The sequence below is a fragment of the Brachybacterium tyrofermentans genome (assembly GCF_014897585.1).
Classification (GTDB): domain Bacteria; phylum Actinomycetota; class Actinomycetes; order Actinomycetales; family Dermabacteraceae; genus Brachybacterium; species Brachybacterium tyrofermentans.
Genome location: NZ_JABUXW010000037.1, coordinates 1 through 18,385 on the forward strand (window position 1 = coordinate 1; position 18,385 = coordinate 18,385).

14 protein-coding genes are annotated in these 18,385 nt (G+C 68.8%); 4 read left to right on the top strand and 10 right to left on the bottom strand.

From position 1 onward, the window contains the following. Positions 1–224 precede the first annotated feature (224 nt). The 6 genes from INT49_RS18795 to INT49_RS18820 form a co-directional block, all read right to left on the bottom strand. Positions 225–641 carry a cytochrome c oxidase subunit 4 gene (locus tag INT49_RS18795; protein WP_193119282.1) on the bottom strand — a complete coding sequence of 139 codons (417 nt, stop codon included), beginning with the start codon at positions 639–641 and terminating at the stop codon, positions 225–227. Position 642: 1 nt separating this feature from the next. Beyond that, a complete protein-coding gene (gene ctaD / locus INT49_RS18800; protein ID WP_193119283.1) occupies positions 643–2,358 on the bottom strand; it encodes an aa3-type cytochrome oxidase subunit I in 1,716 nt (571 codons plus the stop codon). Next, positions 2,355–3,278: an aa3-type cytochrome oxidase subunit II gene (gene ctaC, locus INT49_RS18805; protein ID WP_193119284.1), complete on the bottom strand. Its 924-nt coding sequence runs from the start codon at positions 3,276–3,278 to the stop codon at positions 2,355–2,357. The genes ctaD and ctaC overlap by 4 nt, the downstream gene beginning before the upstream one ends. A gap of 364 nt (positions 3,279–3,642) precedes the next feature. Continuing rightward, positions 3,643–4,002 carry a HesB/IscA family protein gene (locus INT49_RS18810; protein WP_193119285.1) on the bottom strand — a complete coding sequence of 120 codons (360 nt, stop codon included), beginning with the start codon at positions 4,000–4,002 and terminating at the stop codon, positions 3,643–3,645. 169 nt (positions 4,003–4,171) lie between these two features. After that, positions 4,172–4,294 (bottom strand): hypothetical protein, encoded by a 123-nt coding sequence (locus INT49_RS21455; RefSeq protein ID WP_264298779.1) that lies wholly within the window; start codon positions 4,292–4,294, stop codon positions 4,172–4,174. 143 nt (positions 4,295–4,437) lie between these two features. Beyond that, positions 4,438–5,850 carry a dipeptidase gene (locus INT49_RS18820; protein WP_193119286.1) on the bottom strand — a complete coding sequence of 471 codons (1,413 nt, stop codon included), beginning with the start codon at positions 5,848–5,850 and terminating at the stop codon, positions 4,438–4,440. 102 nt (positions 5,851–5,952) lie between these two features. On the opposite strand from INT49_RS18820, the gene INT49_RS18825 reads away from it, so the two are divergent. After that, the gene (locus INT49_RS18825; RefSeq protein WP_193119287.1) at positions 5,953–6,543 is read left to right on the top strand and encodes a DUF3043 domain-containing protein; all 591 of its coding nucleotides are present in this window, start codon (positions 5,953–5,955) and stop codon (positions 6,541–6,543) included. Between the two features lie 110 nt (positions 6,544–6,653). Here INT49_RS18825 and aspS read toward each other — a convergent pair whose 3' ends face one another. Then, complete coding sequence (gene aspS, locus INT49_RS18830) at positions 6,654–8,477, bottom strand: aspartate--tRNA ligase (protein ID WP_193119288.1); 1,824 nt, start codon at positions 8,475–8,477, stop codon at positions 6,654–6,656. Positions 8,478–8,793: 316 nt separating this feature from the next. Between aspS and INT49_RS18835 the strand changes: the two genes are divergently transcribed. Continuing rightward, the gene (locus INT49_RS18835; RefSeq protein ID WP_193119289.1) at positions 8,794–10,761 is read left to right on the top strand and encodes a DEAD/DEAH box helicase; all 1,968 of its coding nucleotides are present in this window, start codon (positions 8,794–8,796) and stop codon (positions 10,759–10,761) included. Positions 10,762–10,954: 193 nt separating this feature from the next. On the opposite strand, the gene trxA is transcribed toward INT49_RS18835, so the two are convergent. Next, entirely contained in the window at positions 10,955–11,326 is a 372-nt protein-coding gene (gene trxA, locus INT49_RS18840; protein ID WP_193119290.1) for a thioredoxin, read from the bottom strand. 155 nt (positions 11,327–11,481) lie between these two features. After that, positions 11,482–12,852 (bottom strand): histidine--tRNA ligase, encoded by a 1,371-nt coding sequence (gene hisS, locus INT49_RS18845; RefSeq protein WP_193119291.1) that lies wholly within the window; start codon positions 12,850–12,852, stop codon positions 11,482–11,484. A gap of 230 nt (positions 12,853–13,082) precedes the next feature. Between hisS and INT49_RS21460 the strand changes: the two genes are divergently transcribed. Further along, entirely contained in the window at positions 13,083–14,948 is a 1,866-nt protein-coding gene (locus INT49_RS21460; protein ID WP_193119292.1) for a DUF349 domain-containing protein, read from the top strand. Positions 14,949–15,073: 125 nt separating this feature from the next. After that, positions 15,074–15,847 (top strand): hypothetical protein, encoded by a 774-nt coding sequence (locus tag INT49_RS18855; protein ID WP_193119293.1) that lies wholly within the window; start codon positions 15,074–15,076, stop codon positions 15,845–15,847. 63 nt (positions 15,848–15,910) lie between these two features. Here the strand turns inward: INT49_RS18855 and INT49_RS18860 are convergent, their stop codons facing one another. After that, positions 15,911–18,274: a RelA/SpoT family protein gene (locus INT49_RS18860; RefSeq protein WP_377802302.1), complete on the bottom strand. Its 2,364-nt coding sequence runs from the start codon at positions 18,272–18,274 to the stop codon at positions 15,911–15,913. Positions 18,275–18,385: the final 111 nt, after the last annotated feature.

Here is an 18,385-nt window from a genome sequence, read left to right on the forward strand (position 1 = left end):
CCACAGGCCACAGGCCACAGGCCACAGGCCACAGGCCACAGGCCACAGGCCACAGACCACAGACCACAGACCACAGACCACAGACCACAGACCCCGCAGCCTTCATCCACTGCTGCCGCGCGGAACCATCTCGCACAGCAATGACGTCGGCCCCGCTTCGATCATCTCGATGCGGGGCCGACGTCGTACGCGTCCTGAAGGACGCCTGGTTCAGCGGTGGTGTCTCAGTGCTGGTGCTGTCCGACCGAGAACTCCAGAACCCAGCTCAGCAGTCCGTAGACGGCGAAGATGACGCCGAAGGCGAGGATCCACCAGCCGGCGGCGACGCCGAGGAAGCACAGCCCCGCACCGATAGCGGTCCAGAGCGGAGCCCAGCTGTACGGGGAAAAGCTCCCCTGCACGCCACCGTGCTCTTCGACCTCGGCGTTCAGATCGTCCGACGGGCCCACGTCGTTCTTGCGAGCCGTCAAGCTCAGAACCATGGCGACCATGAAAGCGAGGCCGGCCAGTGCGAGCATCGCCGGGAATCCGACGGGCTCCACGCCCATCGGCTGGAACATCCCCGTGAGGAAGCCGTAGGCCACGGCGACGATCAGGAAGAAGACTCCCAGGATCCAGAAGATCTTTGCAGATGCTCTCATGTCAGTTCGTCCTCGGGTTCACAGCGGGTTCCTGCTCGAGCATGTGGTCCTGGAGCGCCACCTCCGGGTAATGGAGATCGAAGGCGGGACGCTCGGACCGGACGCGGGGCAGGGAATGGAAGTTATGGCGCGGCGGCGGGCAGGAGGTCGCCCACTCGAGCGACGCACCGTAGCCCCAGGGATCATCGACCTCGACCTTCTTCCCCTTCGTGTGCGTGAGCACCACGTTGAGGAGGAAGGGCAGCGTGGACGCGCCCATGATGACCGCACCGATCGTCGACACCTGGTTCAACCAGCCGAAGTCGTCCTCCACGAGGTAGTTCACGTAACGACGCGGTGCACCCTCGACGCCCAGCCAGTGCTGGACCAGGAAGGTCATGTGGAAGCCGATGGTCAGCAGCCAGAAGTGAAGCTTGCCGATGCCTTCGTGAAGCTTGTAGCCGAACATCTTCGGCCACCAGAAGTAGAAGCCGGCGAACATCTCGAAGACCACGGTGCCGGCCATCACGTAGTGGAAGTGCGCCACGACGAAGTAGGTATCGGAGATGTGGAAGTCCAGGACCGGCGAGGACAGGATGACTCCGGTCAGACCACCGAAGATGAAGGTGGTCAGGAAGCCGAGGGTGAACAGCATCGGGGTCTCGAAGGTCAACGACCCTCGCCACATGGTGCCGAGCCAGTTGAAGAACTTCACGCCGGTCGGGACCGCGATCAGCATTGTCATGAAGGCGAAGAAGTCCAGCATGACGGCGCCGGTCGTGTACATGTGGTGCGCCCACACCGTGACGGACAGCGCCGCGATGGAGATCGTCGCGCCGACCAGGGTCTTGTACCCGAAGATCGGCTTGCGGGAGAAGACCGGGATGATCTCCGAGGCGATGCCGAAGAAGGGCAGTGCGAGCACGTAGACCTCGGGGTGGCCGAAGAACCAGAACAGGTGCTGCCACAGGACGGCGCCGCCGTTCTCCGGGTTGAAGATCTGCGCGTCGAATCGACGGTCCGCACCGAGTGCCAGCAGCGCCGAGGCGAGCGGCGGGAACGCCATCAGCACGAGCACCGCGGTGATGAGGATGTTCCAGGTGAAGATCGGCATGCGGAACATCGTCATGCCGGGCATCCGCATGCAGAGGATCGTGGTGATGAAGTTGACCGAGCCCAGGATCGTGCCGAAGCCCTGCAAGGCCAATCCGAAGACCCATAGATCACCACCGAGGCCAGGGGTGAACGTCGTGTCCGACAGCGGCGCATAGGCGAACCAGCCGAAGGACGCGGCACCCTGCGGGGTGAGGAAGCCGGCCACGACGATCAGCGAACCGAACAGCGTGATCCAGAAGGCGAACATGTTCAGACGCGGGAACGCCATGTCCACGGCGCCGATCTGCAGCGGCACCAGGTAGTTGGCGAAGCCGTTGAACAGTGGGGTGCCGAACATCAGCAGCATGATCGTGCCGTGCATGGTGAACAGCTGGTTGTACTGGTCCTTGGAGACCACGACCTGCAGGCCGGGCTCCCACAGCTCGGTGCGGATGCCGAGGGCGAGCAGACCACCGAACGCGAAGAACGCGAAGGCCATGCCCATGTACATCATGCCGATCAGCTTGTGATCGGTGGTGGTCAGCAAGTTGAAGGCATGCCTGCCGAGACCGGTGCCCTCGGACTTCTGGAACCGCTGCTGCGTCGCCGAAGTGGTCGGCGCGGACGTCGTCTCGGCGCTCACTTGCTCTCTCCCTCGGTGGCAGGAGTGGTGTACCGGGGCCCGGCATCGTCATGCTTCTCTCGCATGCTCCACTCCTCTTGGTTGCGGTTCAGGTCCACTCCGAGCTGTCCCTCGAGTCCCTGGTCCCGAAGGTCCTGCATGTGGGCGTCGAACTCCTCCTGGGAGACGACCTTCACGTTGAACAGCATGTCGGAGTGGTACTCACCGCACAGCTCGGCGCACTTGCCCTCATAGGTGCCCTCACGGGTGGGGGTCACCTGGAAGGTGTTGGTGTGGCCCGGCATCATGTCCTTCTTGTACAGGAAGTCCACGACCCAGAACGAGTGCACGACATCGCGGGAGTCGAGGCGGAACTCGACCTTCTGGCCCACGGGCAGGTAGAGCACGGGAAGCGATTCGGCCGCGCCCTCCTCTCCGGTGGCGAAGGACTGCACACCGGCAGGCTCGTGGACGTCGGCGTCGACGTAGTTGAAGTCCCAGCTCCACTGCTTGCCGACGATGTTCACCGTGACATCGGGATCCGCCACGTGCATCTCGATCTCGCGAGCGTCGCGCTGCGTGAAGTAGAAGAGGGTGAGCACCATGACCACGGGCACGAGCGTGAACATCAGCTCCAGCGGCACGTGGTAGCGCAGCTGCACCGGGAAACCGGTGTCGTTCTTGCGGCGGCGGTAGGCGACGGCGCACCAGATCGTCAGGCCCCACACGATGAGGCCGACGATGACCAGCACCGCCCAGGAGCCGACCCAGAGGTCAGTGATCCGACCGGTCTGGTCGGTGACCTGGCCGTCGGAATATCCGGGCAGGAAGCCGCGACGCTGCTCGTCGGTGCAACCCGACAGGAGCAGGGTGGCCAGGGCTAGGCCTGCTGTCGCCACGCGGCGTCCGCGCCGCGAGCGCTGGGGGACCTGGGGGATCACAGGGGATGACCTTCCGCTCGTCGTCTCCGGCTCCCGGTGCCTGCCCGCACTCTGTGCTGTGCGAACGGCTCCGGACTGCGGAGTGTGTACCTGTATGGGCGATGACATGCCCACAGTGCCGCGCTCGTCCCGGAGAACGGGCCCCGCCAGGCACGAGGCCCAGCAGTTGACGGCACGCTGTCATCATACGGCTTCTGCGGAGCGCGTATTGCATCGGCACGCACCGACATCCTCTCGAGACCGCTCCGTGATCCGTCTCCCACGGCCACCGCACAGAAAACGGGCCCGACCAGGTGACGAGATCGTCACCGGGCCGGGCCCGAATCACCTTTCGCGGCGCCGTCCAGCGCTGCCCGCAGAGGGATCAGCTGAAGGAGTCACCGCAGGCGCAGGAGCTCCCTGCGTTGGGGTTGTCGATCGTGAAGCCCTGCTTCTCGATCGTGTCGGCGAAGTCGATGACCGCACCGGTGAGATACGGGCTGCTCATCTTGTCGACGACGACCTCGACACCGTCGAAGTCGGCGACGAGGTCGCTGTCCATCGCGCGCTCGTCGAAGTAGAGCTGGTAGATCAGGCCGGAGCAGCCGCCCGGCTGCACCGCGATCCGCAGACGAAGGTCGTCGCGCCCCTCCTGCTGGAGCAGGGACGTGACCTTCTCGGCCGCGCCGGGTGTCAGGGTGACGGCATGCGCCTGGGTGGGGCGCTCGGTCGTGGGCGTGGTCATGAGGTCCTCCTCGAAGCTCGTGTTCCTGCCAGAGTACGCCTCCTCACCGAGGAACGGGGAAGGCCTCGCGCGACACGACGTCGGGCCGAGCTGTTGTGCACCGCGCCGAGCCGCCGTGCACCGCACCGCACCGAGCCGTCGTGCGCCGCACCGATCGCACCGGCCCCGGTCAGAGGACCCCGCGGAAGAGTGCCAGCAGGATCACGATCAGGTAGCCGGCCACCACGCCGAGGATCGCCGCTGTCGCCGCGTCGCGGCTCTTCCCGGCGAAGACCCGGGTGAAGGCGATCACGCACACCGCGAGAACCGCGAGCAGTCCCCACCACAGGAAGAACTACCCGGCGAAGAAGCCGATCAGGAGCCCGAGGAGCAGCAGCGGGATCGTCGCCGGGGAGACCTGGGGGCTTCCGCTCTCAGGGCTCCGGCCGGGAGAGCTCATTCCGGCGCCTCGGCAAGGCTGCCGGCACCGCGCAGCAGCAGTGCCTCGGCGAGGCACACGCGTGCGAACTCGTCGAGATGGAGGGATTCGTCCACGCCATGGGCCCGGGACTCCGGGTCCTCGACGCCGGTGACCAGGACGTCCGCGCCGGGGAAGACCTCGAGCAGGTCCGCGATGAAGGGGATGGATCCCCCGAGGCCGGTGTCGACGGCGGCTGTCCCCCACGCGTCCCCGAGCGCGGTGCGGGCGAGGTCCATCGCCGCAGAGTGCTGTCGGGCGCTGTACGGCTTGCCCTTCTCCCCCGGGTGCACGGTGACCTGGGCGGTCGCCGGCGCGTGCTGCTCCAGGTGATTCACCAGTGCGTCCATAGCCGCCTCCGGGTCCTCACCCGGCGGGATCCGCAGCGAGACCTTCGCCCGGGAGATCGGTACGAGGGTGTTGGAGGCCTCGCGGACCGCCGGGGCGTCGATGCCGATGACCGACAGGGCCGGCCTGGTCCACAGCTGCGCGGTGAGCGGTCCGCTGCCCGACAGCGCGAGCCCGTCCGGGATGCCTGCGTCACGGCGGAAGTCCGCCTCGTCCATCTCGACCGTCGGATCCGGTGCCTGCGCGAGCCCGTCGACGGCCACCTCGCCGTTCTCGTCGTGAAGGGTGGCCAGCAGGCGCGAGAGCTGGGTGAGCGAATCCAGCACCGGCCCCCCGAAGAGGCCCGAGTGCACCGCGTGGTCGAGGGCGCGCACCTCGACCACGACGTCGACGAGTCCGCGCAGGCTGGTCGTCAGGGCTGGGGTCCCCACGGCCCAGTTGGCGGAGTCCGCGACGATGATGAGGTCTGCCTCCAAGGCATCGCGATGCGCCTCGATGAAGGGGCGGAAGGTCGGCGATCCGGCCTCCTCCTCGCCTTCGACGAAGACGGTGACGCCCAGACCCTCCGCGGCCAGCTCCTCGCCCACGAGACGGAGCGCGGTCACATGGGCCATCACCCCAGCCTTGTCGTCGGCGGCGCCGCGGCCGTAGAGCCGCCGCCCGCGCTGGACCGGCTCGAAGGGCGCACTGGTCCAGTCGGCGGGATCGCCGGTGGGCTGCACATCGTGGTGGGCATAGAGGAGCACGGTGGGGCGGCCCTCGGCCGCCGGGGTGCGACCGATGACGGCGGGAGCACCGTCTCCGACGGATTCGATGGTCACCTCGGCCATGCCGGCGTCACGGAGCAGCGCGGCGACGGCTTCGGCGCTGCGACGCACGGGTTCGCGGTCGTGGCCCTCGAAGGCGATGGAGGGGATGCACACGAGATCCTTCAGATCATCGATCGCGTCCGGCAGCAGGGCCTCGAGCCGCGTGCGAAGGATCTCCCTCGCGTCGTCGTCGGTCGAGGCGGGCGAATTCGAGGGTCCGTTCGTGGTGCTCATATCCCTCACGGTACCGCTGGGACCTCCACGCTCCGAGCGCGGAGAAGCATGTCACGGAGGACGTACCGGGGAATCCCAGCCTGCAGTGCCTAGACTGCCCCGGTGATCTTCCGCAAGTCTGAGACTCCCGAGACCCCCGAACCCGTGCAGCCCGTGCGCCCTGGTTCCAAGGGTCGGCCCACCCGTACCCGCAAGGAGGCCGAAGCGGCCCGTCGACGGCCCCTTGTGGTCGACGATCGCAAGGAGGCGCGTCGGCGCGATCGCGAGCGCGCCTCGAAGGAGCGGGCCGAGGCTCAGCAGGCGCTGATGACCGGTGATGAGAAGAAGATGCCCATGCAGCATCGCGGGCCCGAGCGTCGCCTGGTGCGGGACCTCGTCGACTCGCGCCGCAACGTGGCCGAGTACTTCTTCCCCATCGCGCTGATCTTCATGCTGGTCGCGCTGATCATGCCGCTGATCCGTCCGGAGATGTACCTGATGATGAGCACCGGCATGATCGTCGTGCTGTGGGGCGGGATCCTGGTGTGCGTCATCGATTCGTTCCTGCTGCGTCGTCACCTGCGCAAGAACCTCACCGCGCGCCACGGCTCCGTGGGCAGCGGACTGGTCGGCTACGGCATCATGCGGGCGATCCAGATCCGACGCTTCCGTCTCCCCCGTGCCCAGATCAAGCACGGCGAGGATCCCCGCTGATCCTCCGCTGAGGGGCCTGCCCCTCGCTCTCCCCCTCCCCCGTGCCGGTGCACGGGACGACGACGGCCCCCGCGAGATCTCGCGGGGGCCGTCGTCGTCCACGCGGGCGATCAGGTGCTGGGAGCGGTTCCGTCCGACGCGGCCGCCGACGTGCCGACAGCCTCCGGAGCCTCGCTCTTCGGAGCGGGCTTCGTGTCGACGCCCGCCTCCTTGCGCTGCTGCGGGGTGATCGGGGCCGGCGCGGCCGTCAGCGGGTCGTAGCCGTTGCCCGTCTTGGGGAAGGCGATGACCTCGCGGATGGAGTCCTCCCCCACGAGCAGCGCCACGATGCGGTCCCAGCCGAAGGCGATGCCGCCGTGCGGCGGGGCACCGAACTGGAAGGCGTCGAGCAGGAAGCCGAACTTCTCGCGGGCGTCCTCCTCACCGATGCCCATGACCTTGAACACGCGCTCCTGCACGGTCTGGTCGTGGATACGGATCGAGCCGCCACCGATCTCGTTGCCGTTGCACACGATGTCGTACGCGTAGGCCAGGGCGGAGCCCGGATCGGTGTCGAAGGAGTCCATGAACTCCGGCTTGGGCGAGGTGAAGGCGTGGTGCACCGCAGTCCACGACCCCTCGCCCACGGCGACGTCTCCGGCTGCGCGGGCATCGGCCGCGGGCTCGAACATCGGGGCGTCGACGACCCACACGAAGGCGAAGGCGTCGCGATCGATCAGGCCCAGGCGCTCGGCGATCTCGTTGCGGGCCGCACCGAGCAGAGCACGCGATGCCTTCGTCTCGCCGGCGGCGAAGAAGATGCAGTCGCCGGGGCTGGCGCCGGTGGCCTCGAGGAGGCCGGCCTTCTCCGCGTCGGAGATGTTCTTGGAGACAGGGCCGGTGAAGGTCCCGTCCTCCTGGACGAGCACATAGGCGAGGCCCTTGGCCCCACGCTGCTTCGCCCATTCCTGCCAGGCGTCGAGCTGGCGACGGGGCTGGGAGGCACCGCCGGCCATGACGATCGCGCCGACGTACGGGGACTGGAAGACCCGGAACGGCGTGTCCTGGAAGTACTCCGTCATCTCGATCAGCTCGAGGTCGAAGCGCAGGTCGGGCTTGTCGGAGCCGTAGCGGCGCATCGACTCGGCGTAGGTCATCCGCGGGAACGGCGTGCTGATCTCGCGGCCGCTCTTCGCCCACACGTTGGTGAGGATCTCCTCGGCCAGGGAGATGACGTCCTCCTGGTCCACGAAGCTCATCTCGACATCGAGCTGGGTGAACTCAGGCTGGCGGTCCGCACGGAAGTCCTCGTCGCGGTAGCAGCGAGCGAGCTGGAAGTACTTCTCTACCCCGCCCACCATGAGGAGCTGCTTGAACAGCTGCGGGGACTGGGGCAGCGCGTACCAGGAGCCCGGCGCGAGACGGGCGGGGACCAGGAAGTCCCGCGCGCCCTCGGGGGTGGAGCGGGTCAGCGTCGGGGTCTCGACCTCGACGAAGTCCTGGTCCAGCAGGGTGTCGCGAGCTGCCCGGTTGACCTCGGACCGCAGGCGCAGGGCCTTCGCGGGTCCCTGGCGGCGCAGGTCGAGGTAGCGGTAGCGCAGCCGTGCCTCCTCGCCGACCTCCGAGTGCTCGTCGAGCTGGAAGGGCAGCGGAGCGGAGGCGCTCAGCACCTCGACGGTCTCCGCCGTGACCTCGATCTCGCCTGTGGGGAGCAGCGGGTTCTCATTGCCCTCGGGGCGCTTGCCGACGGTGCCGACGACCTGCAGGACGTATTCGTTGCGGAGGTGGAGGGCATCGTCCTCCCGGACCACCACCTGGGCGACGCCGCTCGCGTCGCGCAGATCGAGGAACGTCACGCCGCCGTGGTCACGGCGACGGCCGATCCAGCCGGTGAGGGTGACGGTCTGTCCGATGTGCTCCGAGCGGAGCGCGCCGGCGGAATGGGTGCGCAGCACGAGGTGTCCTTCACAGTGGGGCGATGGGGCGGGGTCGGGGCGTCGCGATGGCGAGCGCCTGACCTCCGTGTCCAGGGTGGGCAGACTCCAGGGTACCGCGCAGGGTGAGCGATATCGCCCACCTGGCTCTGTCCCTGCGGGCATCCCACCCGTAGAGTGGGACCTTGTCCGACCTGCGGAATTGCAGGTCATTCGAGCCCGTTGTCGCTCGTGCTGCGCTGTTCACTCCGTGTGCGTCTCACATCGCGACCTGCCAGGGCAACAGCCCTGCCATTCGTGAGGGCTGTCGATTTCACTCCACCCCTCAAAGGACGTTATGTCTGACGTTTCACCTGTCTCTGATCCTGCCCTGAGCACGGATCACGCCACCGCTCCTGCCGCTGAGGCATCCGCTTCAGCCGCCGCCGAGGCGCCCGCAGCCGAGGCCTCCGCCTCCACCACCGACGCATCCGGCGCCGAGGCATCCGTGTCCGCCGCCGAGGCACCCGCTGCCGGGGCTCCCGAGGTCCCGGCAGGCCCCACCTTCGACGACATCGATCTGCCCGCGCCCCTCCGCCGCGCGGTCGACGAGCTCGGCTTCACGGTCCCCTCCGCGATCCAGGCCCGCGCGATCCCGCCGCTGCTCGAGGGCAAGGACGTCATCGGCGTCGCCCAGACCGGTACCGGCAAGACCGCCGCCTTCGGCCTCCCGCTGCTCGCCGCGGTCGATCCGACCCTGCGCCAGGTGCAGGCCCTCGTGCTCGCCCCGACGCGTGAGCTGGCCATGCAGGTCGCCGACGCGATCTCCTCCTTCGCCACCTCCATCGGCGGCCTCGACGTGCTCGCCGTGTACGGCGGCTCCCCCTACGGCCCGCAGGAGCGTGCCCTCGCCCGTGGCGCCCAGGTCGTCGTCGGCACCCCCGGTCGCGTGATGGACCACATGCGCCGCACGAACCTGCGCCTGGACACCATCCGCTTCGCCGTGCTCGACGAGGCCGACGAGATGCTGCGCATGGGCTTCGCGGAGGACGTCGAGGAGATCCTGTCCCACTCCCCCGCGAGCCGACAGGTCGCCCTGTTCTCTGCCACCATGCCCTCGGCGATCCAGCGCGTCGCGCAGACCCATATGAAGGACCCGGTGCGCGTCAGCGTGTCGCCGCAGACCTCGACGGTCAAGAGCGTCCACCAGACCTACGCGGTGGTGCCCTTCAAGCACCGCACCGGCGCTCTTGCCCGCGTGCTCGCCACCTCCTCGGCCGAGGCCGCGATCGTCTTCGTGCGCACCCGGGCCGCCGCGGAGGAGGTCGGCACGGCTCTCGTCGGCCGCGGACTGGTCGCCGCGTCGATCAGCGGTGACGTTCCCCAGAAGGAGCGCGAGAAGATCGTGGAGCGCCTGCGCGAGGGATCGCTGCAGGTCCTCGTCGCGACCGACGTCGCCGCCCGCGGCCTGGACGTCGAGAAGATCGGTCTCGTCGTGAACTTCGACGTGCCCAAGGAGCCGGAGTCCTACGTGCACCGCGTCGGCCGCACAGGACGCGCCGGCCGCACGGGCGAGGCCCTGACCTTCATCGGCCCCCACGAGCGACGCACGCTGAAGAACATCGAGCGCGCCACCAAGCAGACCCTCGAGGAGGCGGTCATCCCGTCGCCCCGCGACGTCTCCAAGCACCGCCTGGCCGCGCTGCTCACGAAGGCCCCTGAGCGCATCGAGCGCGGTCGCCTGGAGCTGTACCGCGAGCTGGTGGGACAGTACGTGGCCGAGAACGACATCGATCCGCTCGAGCTCGCCGCGGCGCTGGGCGCCATGTCCGTCGGCGACGACGGCCCCGGTGCCCCGTCCGAGGAGGAGGAGTTCACGGCGTCGAAGTTCTCCGGCGACGACCGCGGGCGCGATGACCGCGGCCGCGGCGATCGCGGCCCGCGCGGCGAGGCCATGCAGCCGGAGAAGGGATACACCTCTTACAAGATCGGAGTGGGCCACACCCATGGCGCACGTCCGCCGAGCATCGTCGGCGCGATCACCGGTGAGGGCGGCCTGAACGGCAAGGACGTGGGCAAGATCCAGATCTTCCCCACCTTCGCGCTGGTGCAGATCCGCGGCTCGCTCGACTCGGCGCAGATCGAGCGGATCGGCAAGGCCCGTGTCGGTGGCCGTTCGCTCCGCATCGGTCCGGACAACGGTCCTCGCGGGGGCGGTGGCCGTGGCGGCCGTCCCGACGGCGGCCGGCATGACGGCGGCGGCCGGAGTGACGGCAGCCGCTACGAGGGCAAGCGCAAGCCGTTCCGTCGGTCCTCCGACAGCTGACCGTTCTGCCCGGGCCCTTCGGCCCGGGCACGACGGCCCGGGCGTGACGACCCGCGCGCGACGGGCCGCACCGGCCGGCTCGCACAGGACGAAGGCCCCTCCTCCGAGTTCTCGGAGGAGGGGCCTTCTCGTCGTGGTGGGAAGCGCCGGGGTGGAAGCCGCTAGGGGCGGCTCTGCACCGAGCGGGTCCTGATCAGGCCTTCTCGTTCTCCTGGGCCTCGGCGTAGGCCTTCTTGACCTCATCCATGTCCAGTCCCTTGACCTGCCCGATGAGGTCCTCGAGGGCGGACTGCGGAAGAGCACCGGCCTGGGAGAACACCGGGATGCCCTCACGGTAGGCGACCAGCGTGGGGATCGAGGTGACGCCGTAGCGCATGGCCAGCTGCTGCTGGTCCTCGGTATCCACCTTGGCGAAGGTGACGTCCTCGTGGGTCTCGGAGGACTCCTCGAAGATGGGGGCGAAGCGCTGGCACGGCACGCACCAGCCCGCCCAGAAGTCGATCAGGACGATGCCGTCCTCGACGGTCGTATCGTGGTTCTCTGCATTCAGCGTGACGGTAGCCATGACCGGTGGAACGCCGCAGCGCCGGGGAACATTCCCACGGCGCCGCGATGTGACTCAGCTCATCCGCTGATCGTCGAGCTCCTCGATCCGCCGGACGCCGCGCAGGCGGGCAGGCGGGCAGGCAGGCAGAAAAGAGTCAGCCCGACGGGCAGCGGTCAGCCCTGTGTCGGCGAGGCCGCGACGACCTGCACCGTGCGGTCCTCGACAGGGGGTTCCCAGCTCGTCGGATCAGCGACGGACTGCTCACCGCTGCGGATGTCCTTGACCTCCCCGTGCTCGCCGGCCTCTCCGGGGAACCAGACGAAGGGGATGCCCCGACGATCGGCGTACCGGATCTGCTTGCCGAACTTCGCCGCCGTCGGCGCGACCTCGCAGGAGATGCCGCGGGCGCGAAGGCCTCGGGCCGCGTCATCGCTGAGATGCCGGGCCTCCTCATCGGCGACGGACACCAGCACGCAGGTCGGCACCGCGCGGGTGGCGCGGGCGAGGTCGGCGGACAGCATCCGAGAGACCAGACGGGACAGCCCGATGGACAGCCCCACCCCGGGATAGGTGTGGCGGTTGTCCGCGGCCAGCGAGTCGTAGCGTCCACCGGAGCAGACGGAGCCGAGGCTCTCGTGGCCGCTGATGAAGGTCTCGAAGACCGTGCCGGTGTAGTAGTCCAGCCCGCGGGCGATGGACAGATCCGCGAGGATCACGCCGGGGACGACGGCTTCGACCCGCTCGAGGACCGCCGTGAGCTCGGCGATGCCCTCCTCGACCATCTCGCCTGATCCGCCGAGTTCGCGCACCGTGTCGGCGAAGGAGGCGTCCCGGGTGCGGATCCCGGCGAAGTCCAGGCAGGCCTGGGCCTGTTCCGGAGTCGCCCCGGTCTCGGCCAGCAGCAGATCACGCACCTTGTCGGCACCGATCTTGGGCAGCTTGTCGAGGCTGCGCAGCACGGCAGTGTGATCCTCGAGGCCGAGGGAGCGGAAGAACCCTTCGGAGAGCCGTCGGGTATTGGCGTGGATCGTGAACGGGGGAAGCGGCAGGCGGTCGAGGATCTCGGCCATCACCACCGCGACCTCGGCCTCGATGTGCCCGGGCAGCGTGTCCTGGCCGATGACGTCCAGATCGGCCTGGTAGAACTCGCGGAACCGCCCGTCCTGCGGGCGCTCACCACGCCAGACCTTCTGGATCTGGAAGCGTCGCAGGGGGAAGACCAGGTCGTTCTGGCGCTCCAGGACGTACCTGGCCAGCGGAACGGTGAGGTCGAAGTGCAGGCCGAGGGTGCGGGCCGGATCGGCACCGGCGTCGGCGGAGCCTTCCTCCGCGTGCAGGCGCCGCAGCACGTAGACCTCCTTGTCGACCTCTCCCTTGCGCAGCAGCTGGTCGAGGGGCTCGACCGCGCGCGTCTCGATGCCGGAGAACCCATGGAGCTCGGCAACCTCACGGAACACGTCGATGACGTGCTGCTCCACGAGTCGCTCGGCAGGGAGCCACTCGGGGAATCCGGAGAGTCCTGAGTTCTTCGAGGTCTTCGCCATGCGGTGCACATCCTTCGTCGGTCGTCGGCCTGGGCGGCAGGTTCCCATTATCCCCGACCGCGACCGCTGGGGGCCGACGCCGGACGGGGCGATCTCGACGCACCGGTCACGGTAGAGTTCCGGGACGTGGTGTGCTCCGTCATGAGGGTCACATCCACGTACCAGCCCGGCCGCCGATCTTGGTGGCAGTATCCCGCCCTGCAGCGGATCCCCTCCGAAGGAGCTCAATCGTGAGCGAGTCCGAGACTCCCCTCCCCGCATCGACCCCCGCCGATCAGGCGACTGATCCGGCCGTCGAGCAGCCCCCCGCCCCCGAGGCCGTCGCCTCGTCCGAGCCGGCGCCCGCGCCGGTCGCACCTGAGGAGCCCGACCAGTCCGCCACGACGGCGCCCGAGCCCGCGCTGAACCCGGAGCCCGAGTCGCCTGCCGCCTCGAACTCCGAGCAGGCCGCTGCTGACGAGCCGGAGCCTGCTGGTGCTGCTGCGACGTCGGAGCCTGATGCTGCGGAATCGGAGCGTGCTGCTGCAGGGTCGGATCCTGCCGCCGCCTCGCAGCCCGTACCGTCCCAGGGCACGGAGCCCACCGTGAGCGCCGCTGCCCCGGAGGACACGGAGTCCTCGGAATCCACAGATTCCACGGAGCCCACGGAGTCCACGGACAGCACCGAGAGCGCGCCGACACCCGCGCCCGTGCCGACGCCGGCTCCCACGCCGCGCCCGACGCCGCATCCGACACCGGGCCATAAGCCCGGGGTCCCCTCCCCTGCCGCCCTGGCCGGGAAGAAGCCCAGCGCCGCTCTGCTGCCCGTGATGCCCCCCGTCACCGAGTACGACCCCGAGCAGCTCAGTGCTGCGAAGACGTTCGGAGCGGTCACCGAGGACGGGTCCGTGACGGTGCAGGACGGCACGCAGGTGCGAACCGTCGGTTCTACCACCGAGTCGGACCACGACCAGGCGCTCGAGCCGTTCGCCCGCGGCTACCTCGATCTGGTGGCCTTCCTGGATCTCACGCAGACCACGCTGAACGCCCCGGAGCATACCCAGAACGAGCTCAACAGGCTGCTCGAGAACCTGCGTAAGAACATGAAGGAGCCCCAGGTCGTCGGGGATATCCCGGCACTGCGGGCGCGGGCTCATGAGCTGCGCGAGAAGGCGAAGGGGAAGATCCAGGGACTCGAGGCCAAGCGCTCCGAGGAGCGTGCCGGGTCGGCGCAGCGACGGACCGAGTTCGTCGAGTCGATCGAGGCGCTCGTCGCCACGGACCCGGAGCAGCTCTCCTGGAAGAACGCCGGCGAGACCATGCGTCAGATGGTCCCCACCTGGAAGTCGATGCAGGCCGAGGACGTGTCCCTGGATCGTCCGACCGAAGAAGCACTGTGGAAGAGGCTCTCGGCGGCGCGCGCGACCTTCGATCGCATGCGCAAGCAGTTCTTCTCCGAGCTCGACGAGAAGCACACGGCAGCGGCGGGCGCCAAGGAGGCGCTGATCGCTCGCGCCGAGGAGATGCAGGACTCCACGGACTGGGGTCCGACGGTCCGCGCCTACAAGGATCTGATGAGCCAGTGGCGCGAGGCGCCGCGCGGCAGCCGCAAGAAGGACGATGCGCAGTGGAAGCGGTTCAAGGCCGCTCAGGACCGCTTCTTCACGGCTCGCAACGCCGATCTCCACGAGACCGAGGCGGAGCAGCGCAAGAACCTGGAGACCAAGGAAGCGCTGCTCGCCGAGGCCGAGGCGATCGACGTCGCGAAGGATCTCGACGCCGCGAAGTCCGCTCTGCGCTCCGTCCAGGACCGCTGGGAGGAAGCCGGCAAGGTCCCGCGTGCGGACATGCGGCGCGTCGACGATCGTCTGCGGAGCATCGAGCGTGCGGTGAAGAACGCCGAGCAGGACGAATGGCGTCGCACTGATCCTCGGACCAAGGCGCGCGTGGAAGGTGCCTCCTCGCAGCTGCACTCGGCGATCGCCTCCTACGAGGACGCTCTGGACAAGGCTCGTGCCAGCGGCGATCCTCGCAAGATCGCCGAGGCGGAGACCGCCCTCGAAGCACGCAAGGAGTGGCTGGCCGTCATCGAGCGTTCCGCGCGCGATCTCGACTGATCGGGTCCCTGTCCGGAGCTGAGCTGAGCAGGGCTCCGGGCAGGACCGTTCCTCCCCCGCCCCGTCTGTCCACAGTGGCAGGCGGGGCGTTTGCCGTCCGTGCGCCGAGGCGCGAGAGTCGGACCATGACACCGAGCGGACGCGGGGAGCAGGAGCACAGGGGCGATGCGCCCGATCGCTCCGACGCCCGCGTCGCCCTCGATCGGCCGGGCGCTCCCGGTGGGATCAGCACCCCCGGCAGGACTGAGGCTCCCGTCGGGCCTGGCACTCCCGGTACGCCTGGTCGGCACGCCCTGCCGCTGACCGGCGCTTGCGCCGCGTGGTCGCATCATGCGGCGGAGCTCGCCGTCCCGCTCGCCGCGAGCCTCGAGCGCTGGGACGAGAGCCCGTCGACGGCCTCGATGGTCGAGCAGCAGCTGCTCGCCCGGATACTCCCCGGCGTCTTCCTGCCCCCGGACCTCCTGGGGACCTCGATCCGGCGCGCCCTCGCCCTGGGATGCGCGCTCGGGGCACGTCTGCAGTCCTACTACGTCATCGCCGGCCCCTCCGCGGCCTGGGTCCTGCTCGGCGGCGATCCGCCGGCACCGGCCGAGCTGCTCTCCCCCGCCCATCGGGGATCACTCGTCGGCGCCACCGTGCGCACCTCGCGCCTTCAACCCCGGGAGGTGGAGACGATCGGCGGTGCGCCCGTAACGGTTCCGCTGCGCACAGCCATCGATCTGCTGCGGTTCGCGCCCGACCACGTCGCCGCACCCTGGCTGCGCGAACTGATCCTCAGCGGCCACGTCACCGAGGCAGCGATCCGCCGGCGGCTCCAGAGGATGGAGCGCTACCCTGGCGCCGGCGCCGCCCGTCAGCGCGTCGGACTGCTGCTGGAGCCTCCATCGCTGGCTGCGTGAGCAGAACTGCTGGTCGCGTGGGCACATCCGCTGACCGCGTGAGCCCTGCCGCGGGCGCCGCGGTCAGGAGACGGAGAGGGGTTCGGTCGTGCCCACGGGCTTGCCGTCGGCCGTCACCCGGTAGACGTCGTAGACGCCCTCGACGCGGCGCACAGTCGCCAGCACCGACTGCAGATGCGAGGGATCCGCGAGCTCGAAGGAGAAGAACGTCGTGGCGAGACGGTCGGTGTTGGACTGCGCGGCTGCGGAGTGGAGATTGACCTGCTGCTCGGAGATCACCAGGGCGAGATCGGTGAGCAGGCGCGGCCGATCGAGCGCTTCGACCTTGATATGCACGAGATATGCGGCGCTGTGGCGACCGGACCACGCCACATCCACGATGCGATCGGGCTGCTGCTCCTGCAGCTGGATCGCATTGGAGCAGCTGGTGTGGTGCACGGAGATCCCCGAACCCCGGGTCACGAAACCGACGATCGGGTCCCCCGGCACCGGGGCGCAGCACTTGGCCAGCTTGACCCAGAGGTCCTTCTGGCCGTCGACGATGACCCCCTGATCGGACTCCGTCGTATGGCGATCCCCACGGCTGGGACGGGAGCGCGCCCGCGAGGGCAGCGTCATCTCCGCGACGTCCTCCTCCGCACCGTCCGATCCACCGAAGACCGCTCGTAGCTTCTCCACGACATGCTGCGCGCCGGTGTGGCCCTCGCCGATGGACGTGTACAGCGAATCCACCGACGGGAGGTTCAGGTCGGAGGCCACCGTGGCCAGGGTGTCGTGCGTGAGCAGCCGGCGCATCGGGAGATCCTGGCGCCGCAGCGCCTTGGCGAGATCCTCCTTGCCCCGCTCGAGGGCCTCCTCGCGACGCTCCTTGGAGAACCAATGTCGGATCTTGCTGCGCGCGCGAGGGGACTTCACGAAGCCCAGCCAGTCCCGGCTCGGGCCCGCCTCCGGCGACTTCGAGGTGAAGACCTCGACGACGTCCCCGGTGGACAGCACGGACTCCAGCGACACCAGCCTGCCGTTGACCCGGGCACCGATCGTCCGGTGCCCGACCTCCGTGTGCACGGTGTAGGCGAAGTCGACGGGGGTGGATCCCTGGGGAAGCGCCAGCACGTCCCCCTTCGGCGTGAAGACGTACACCTCCTGGGTGTTGATCTCGAAGCGCAGCGAATCCAGGAACTCCCCGGAGTCCGTGGTCTCCTTCTGCCAGTCCATCAGCTGCCGAAGCCAGGCGGCCTCGTTGCTCACGGGCTTCGAGTCGCCGCTGTCAGCACCGACCGCCATCGCCTTGTACTTCCAGTGCGCCGCAACACCGTACTCCGCGCGTCGATGCATCTCCCGGGTGCGGATCTGCACCTCGACCGGTTTGCCGGTGGGACCGATGACGGTGGTGTGCAGCGACTGGTAGAGGTTGAACTTGGGCAGAGCGATGTAGTCCTTGAAGCGGCCCTGGACCGGGGACCAGCGGGCATGCAGGGTGCCCAGCACGCCGTAGCAGTCGCGGACGGAGTCGACGAGCACCCGGATCCCGACCAGGTCGTAGATGTCGGCGAAGTCGCGGCCCCTCACGATCATCTTCTGGTAGATCGAGTAGTAGTGCTTGGGACGGCCTGTGACCTCGGCCTTGATCCGGGCCTTCTTCAGATCGTCCTGGATCTTGGAGGACACCAGCTTCAGGTACTGCTCCCGGGCGGGGGCGTGCTGGGCGACGAGCGCGACGATCTCCTCGTACACCTTCGGGTAGAGGACCTGGAAGGAACGGTCCTCCAGCTCCCACTTCATCGTGTTCAGGCCGAGCCGATGCGCGAGAGGCGCGTAGATCTCGAGGGTCTCCTTGGCCTTGCGCTCGGCCGAGGCGGCCGGCACGTACTTCCAGGTGCGGGCGTTGTGGAGGCGATCCGCGAGCTTGATCAGCAGCACCCGGACGTCGCGGCTCATCGCCACGATCATCTTGCGCACGGTCTCCGCCTGCGCGGCCTCGCCGTAGGTGACCTTGTCCAGCTTGGTCACGCCGTCGACCATGACGGCGATGACCTCGCCGAACTCAGCCCGGAGCCGCTCGAGGGAGTAGTCGGTGTCCTCGACCGTGTCATGCAGGAGCGCCGCGGCGACCACGTCGGCCGGCGATCCGAGCTCGGCGAGGATCGTCGCGACCGAGACCGGGTGGGTGATGTACGGGTCCCCGCTCTTGCGGGTCTGCCCACGATGAGCTCGTTCGGCCACCGTGTAGGCCCGCTGGATGAGCACGAGGCTCTCCTTGGGATTCACGGCCGACATGGTCTCCAGGAGCGGAGACAGCAGCGGATCGGTCGGGGTGCCAGAGCGCGAGGAGAAGAAGGCCAGACGGGAGCGCGACTTGCGCGGCCCCTGCGTCACAGGACGGGTGTTCGGCGAGGGCGCGCTCGACGCGGAGCGCGACGTCTCCACGCCGTCTCCCGTGGTCTCGGATGCGGGCCGCTCGTGCACTGCACACCTCCTGCTCTAGGAGCGCCAGTCTACGCGCAGGTCACCGTGGCCAGGACCGACGTCCGCTGTTCG

What these genes read in the sequence shown, in the direction of transcription:
- INT49_RS18795 (WP_193119282.1), bottom strand. Translation starts at nt 641, where the DNA reads ATGAGAGCATCTGCAAAGATCTTCTGGATCCTGGGAGTCTTCTTCCTG.
- INT49_RS18810 (WP_193119285.1), bottom strand. Translation starts at nt 4,002, where the DNA reads ATGACCACGCCCACGACCGAGCGCCCCACCCAGGCGCATGCCGTCACC.
- INT49_RS18820 (WP_193119286.1), bottom strand. Translation starts at nt 5,850, where the DNA reads ATGAGCACCACGAACGGACCCTCGAATTCGCCCGCCTCGACCGACGAC.
- INT49_RS18835 (WP_193119289.1), top strand. Translation starts at nt 8,794, where the DNA reads ATGTCTGACGTTTCACCTGTCTCTGATCCTGCCCTGAGCACGGATCAC.
- trxA (WP_193119290.1), bottom strand. Translation starts at nt 11,326, where the DNA reads ATGGCTACCGTCACGCTGAATGCAGAGAACCACGATACGACCGTCGAG.
- hisS (WP_193119291.1), bottom strand. Translation starts at nt 12,852, where the DNA reads ATGGCGAAGACCTCGAAGAACTCAGGACTCTCCGGATTCCCCGAGTGG.
- INT49_RS18855 (WP_193119293.1), top strand. Translation starts at nt 15,074, where the DNA reads ATGACACCGAGCGGACGCGGGGAGCAGGAGCACAGGGGCGATGCGCCC.